The sequence below is a fragment of the Corallococcus sp. CA053C genome, assembly GCF_003611675.1.
GTDB lineage: Bacteria > Myxococcota > Myxococcia > Myxococcales > Myxococcaceae > Corallococcus.
In genome coordinates this window covers 1-4,628 of the sequence record NZ_RAWA01000582.1, presented here as the reverse complement: position 1 = coordinate 4,628, position 4,628 = coordinate 1, and the positions used below count along the sequence as shown (strand labels likewise).

Annotated in this window: 3 protein-coding genes; 2 read left to right on the top strand and 1 reads right to left on the bottom strand. The window is 70.9% G+C overall.

Features of this window, described 5'->3' with window-relative positions:
- Positions 1-131: 131 nt before the first annotated feature.
- Both D7V97_RS40355 and D7V97_RS40350 read left to right on the top strand, forming a co-directional pair.
- Positions 132-1,037 (top strand): oxidoreductase, encoded by a 906-nt coding sequence (locus D7V97_RS40355; RefSeq protein ID WP_120615883.1) that lies wholly within the window; start codon positions 132-134, stop codon positions 1,035-1,037.
- Positions 1,038-1,140: 103 nt separating this feature from the next.
- A complete protein-coding gene (locus tag D7V97_RS40350; RefSeq protein WP_120615882.1) occupies positions 1,141-3,714 on the top strand; it encodes a S8 family serine peptidase in 2,574 nt (857 codons plus the stop codon).
- Positions 3,715-3,780: 66 nt separating this feature from the next.
- Here the strand turns inward: D7V97_RS40350 and D7V97_RS40345 are convergent, their stop codons facing one another.
- Positions 3,781-4,626 (bottom strand): alpha/beta fold hydrolase, encoded by an 846-nt coding sequence (locus D7V97_RS40345; protein ID WP_233583547.1) that lies wholly within the window; start codon positions 4,624-4,626, stop codon positions 3,781-3,783.
- Positions 4,627-4,628: the final 2 nt, after the last annotated feature.

The window sequence follows — 4,628 nt, the reverse complement described above, 5'->3', positions numbered from 1 at the left end:
CCCTTCCGTCATCCAGCCAACGTCTGCCCCTCCCCAAAGCCCGGGAGGAGCCTGGAGCGCAAGCGACTTCAGCGGGCGAGCCCAGCACACCGGGCCGCGCGGGGCCATACCCCGCGTGTTATGGGAGGCCCATGAGCGTCGAAGCCACGCCCTCTCGCGCGAAGAAGCCCGTCGAGTACGAGGCCACCGTCACCGGGGTGCGGATGGAGACGCACGACACGGCGACGCTGCTGCTGGATTTGAACGCGGGCCCCGGCCCCGGCGCGGGGACGCTCGACTACAAGGCGGGGCAGTTCCTCAACATCGACCCGCATCAGTTCCCGGTGCTCGCGCACCAGTGCGCGTACCTCCAGCAGCAGAAGGGGCGCAAGGAGCCGGCGCGCTCGTACTCGCTCGCCTCCGCGCCGCATGAGCCCCTGGTGGCCATCACGGTGAAGGACGAGGAGTTCATCCCCGGCGTCACCCTCTACCCGCCGCTGCTGTCGCCGCTGCTCGTGCACGGCCGGCTCACCGGCGCCCGCATCAAGGTGACGGGCTTCATGGGCCCGTACGTGCTGCCGGATGACGTGACGGAGCGCACGGACCACGTGCTGCACCTGGTGGCGGGCTCCGGCGCGGTGCCCAACTTCGCCATGGTGAAGGACGCGCTGCACCGGGGGCTCAAGCTGCGCCACACGTTCCTCGCGTCCAACAAGACCTGGGGCGACATCCTCTACCGCGAGGAGCTGGCCGCCCTGGAGCGCTCCGCCCCCGAACGCGTGCGCGTGGTGCACACCCTCACCCGCGAGACGGACGAGGCGAAGTTCAGCCCCCAGGTGCGCAAGGGCCGCGTCAACGAAGCGCTGCTGCACGAACTGCTGCCGGACCGCGACACCTGCCTCGTCTTCGTCTGCGGGCCCGCCATCACCCCGTGGGACCGGCGCAAGGCGCTGGAGACGCGCACCCCCGCGACGCCGCGCTTCATGGAGGCGGTGCTCGGCCACCTGCACGCGCTGGACATCCCCGACAAGCGCATCAAGCGTGAAGCCTACGGGTGAGACGGGCCGTCCCGGGATAACCGAAATTCTTGGAATATTTCCGGTGCATGGCGTCCTGGTAGCAGCCGCCTCGTGATGAGCGCGGCTCCCAGGAGCACTCTCCATGATGAAGGCGAAGGGCCGGCCCACGAAGCTGGCGCTGTTGGTGATGGCGTGCACCGCGACGAACGCGGCCGCCGCGAAGACGGACCCGAGCGGACAGCCGCAGGGCAATGGGCAGGTCCGGGCGGCCCCGGCGCTCCAGCGCGGGTCGCACGCGGCGCTCAAGCGCACGTTCCGCGCGGAGGACCTGCGCGTCAGCTTCAAGAACCGCATCGAGGTGAAGTTCCGCGAGGGCAGCGGCGTCCGCGCGCGCGGCGGTGAGCTGGCGCTGGAGGCCGCGAAGACGGTGGGCCCGTCATCGCTCGCCGAGGTGGACCGCGTGCGGGCCACGCTGCGCACCGTGCGCCGGTCCGTGGCGATGAAGATGCACCCCTTCACCGAGGAGGCCGCCGAGCAGCTCAAGGCCCGGGGCGAGCGCGACTCCGGCGAGCTGCTGCCGGATCCGAACCTCTGGTTCTACGTCTACCTGGACGCGGGCTCGGACCAGGAGGTCGTGGACGTCGTCAACGCGCTCAACGCGCTGGACGTGGTGGAGGTGGCCTACCCGTCGCCCCTGCCCGTGCCGTCCGCGGACATGAACCGCGCGAACGCGGAGGCCTTCCAGGCCTACTGGCGCGAGCACGCGCGCATGGACCTGCCCGCCCTGGAGCGCGTGCGCGCGTGGGAGCGGGGCGAAGGCGCTCAGGCGCTCGTCGCGGAGGCCCTGCCCACCCCGAAGGCGGAGGCCGCTCCCGCCGCGCCGGGCGGCACGAACACGCTGGCCGTCAGCTACGTGGCGGAGCAGGACTATGGCGAGGCCGCGCCCATCGGCATCGACACGGACTGGCTGCGGACCCAGTACTGGAACGCCTACGGCAACAGCTGGGGCTTCACCGACGCGGAATACTCCTGGAACTACACGCACCAGGACCTCACCCAGCTGACGGGCGCGGTGCTCGTCAACGGCCAGCCCCACGCCAGCGCGGCGGTGCTCGGCAACCGCAACCACGGCACGGCCGTGCTGGGCGTGCTCGCCAGCAACGCCAACGCCTTCGGCACCACGGGCCTCGTGCACGCCGCCAGCGTGCGCCTGTCCACCGAGTGGCCGTCCACCGGCTATGACCGCGCCTCCGCCATCTACTCGGCGTCGAACCAGTTCTGGAACGGCGCCGTCATCCTGCTGGAGATGCAGGCGTACTCCAGCATCGACTGCAACGGCGACGGCGTCGTCAACACCGGGGACCTGGTCCCTTCGGAGTACGTGCCCGCCATCCGCGACGCCATCAAGGTCGCCACCGGCAACGGCCGCATCGTCGTGGAGGCCGCGGGCAACGGTAACTGCAACCTGGATGCGGCGGGCTTCGCCGGGTACTTCAGCGCCACGGACGCGACGAAGGACTCCGGCGCCATCATCGTGGGCGCGGGCGAGAAGCTCACGCGCAACAAGGCCAGCTTCTCCACCTACGGCAGCCGCGTGGACACGCACGCCGAAGGCGACTGGAAGATCGTCACCACCGGCTACGGCGACAAGTACAGCGCCGAGGGAGAGAACCTCTTCTACGCGGCCGGCTTCTCCGGCACCTCCGGCGCTTCGCCCATCGTCACGAGCGCCGCGGTGGCGCTCTCCGGCGTGATGTACCTGCGCCACGGCTCCTACTACGCCCCGAAGGAGCTGCGCGACGTGCTGCGCCGCGACGGCACGGCCCAGGTGTCGGGCGGGAAGATTGGACCGCGCCCGGACCTGCGCAAGCAGGTCTCCCACATGCAGAACCGCTACACGAACATGCACTCCACGGACTTCGACGGCGACGGCCGCAGCGACTACGCGGTGTGGCGGCCCTCCACCGGCATGTGGAACATCGTCTTCTCCGCCACGCACCTCACGCAGTCCATCCAGTGGGGCCAGCAGGGGGACGTGCCCGTGCCCGCGGACGTGACGGGTGACGCGCGCGCGGAGCTCATCGTCTGGCGGCCGAGCACGGGCACGTGGCACGTGCGCAACTGGGACGGCACCACCCAGTCCACCCAGTGGGGCACGCTGGGGGACATCCCCGTGCCCCTGGACTTCACGGGCGACAAGAAGGCCGAGTTCGCCGTCTACCGCCCCACGTACGTCGGCGGCACCGCCGAGAGCCAGTGGCACATCCGCTACGCCAACGGCACGTCCACCAGCATCAACTGGGGCGCCATCAGCGACGTGCCCATCGCCCGCGACTTCGACGGCGACGGCTACGAGGACCTGTCGGTGTACCGGCCGTCCACCGGCCAGTGGATCATCCGCTTCCTCAACGGCACCAACGCCATCCACGCCCTGGGCGCCTGGGGTGAGGTGCCCGTCCCCTTCAAGGCGGGCAACCAGTGGAACCTCGGGCTGTGGCGGCCGAACGACGGCACCTTCACCACGAAGAACATCCACGGCGGCGGCACGGCCAGCACCGTGTACGGCATCCCGGGTGACGTCCCGCGCTTCGGAGACACCAACGGGGACGGCACCGACGAGTACATCGTCTGGAGGCCTTCCTCGGGCTACTGGTACAACGCGCAGTTCGGCGCCCTCCAGTGGGGCCTGCCGGGCGACATCGCCCTGTCGCGCTAGTCCGCGAACAGCTGGCGGCAACACGGCGGGCGGCCCCTCTTCACGGGAGGGCCGCCCGTCGTCTTTTCAAGCCGCGTCCGCGTCTCCTGGCGCCACCAGGTCGAAGAACCGGAGCACGCGCTCGGCCGTCTCGCGCGGCTGCTCCAGCGGGAACAGGTGCGAGGCGAGCGGCATCACGTCCACGCGCGCCCGGGGCATCTCGCGCTCCGCCCGCGCCAGCGCGTCGGGCAGCAGCGTGTCTGACTTCTCCCCGCGCATCACCAGCGTGGGCGCCGTGTTGGCGCGGATGAGCTTCCAGGGGTTCGCGGGGAAGGTCTCGAAGATGCGCGCCTCCCACTCGCGCGGGATGCGCAGGCGGAAGTCGCCCTCCGGCGTCGGCACGAGCCCGTGGGTGATGTAGTCGTTGAAGCAGTCCGCGTCCCAGTCGCGGAACAGCTTGCGGTCGCGGTACGCGTCGGCGGCCTCCTCGCGCGTGGCGAAGCGGTCCCTGCGCCGCAGCGCGCCCTGCACGATGGCGGTGCGGTCCATGCGCCCCAGCAGCTTCAAGAGGCGCACCGCCCACGCGCGCGACCCGGTGATGAGCACCGGATCCAACGCCACCACCGCGCGGAACAGGCCGGGGTGCGCGGCGGACGCCATCAGCGTGCTCGCCCCGCCCACGCTGTGGCCCACGCCCAGGACGCCCGAACGGCCCCGGGCCTTGAGCTCGCGCGCGAGGTCATCTCCCAGCTGCTGCCAGGTCGTGAGCTTCTTCGGGTCCTCGCCCGGCGTCAGCGGGCGCGTGCGCAGCGACACCACGTGGTAGCGCGTCGCCAGCCGCGCGAAGAGCTTCCGGTACGTCTCCGGAGGGAAGCCGTTCGCGCAGGCGAAATGCAGCAGGGGTCCCGTGCCCCCCCAGTCATCCAGCTCCAAGG

Excerpts from the sequence above, each read along its gene's own strand:
- D7V97_RS40355 (WP_120615883.1), top strand. The coding sequence starts at position 132 with ATGAGCGTCGAAGCCACGCCCTCTCGCGCGAAGAAGCCCGTCGAGTAC.
- D7V97_RS40350 (WP_120615882.1), top strand. The coding sequence starts at position 1,141 with ATGATGAAGGCGAAGGGCCGGCCCACGAAGCTGGCGCTGTTGGTGATG.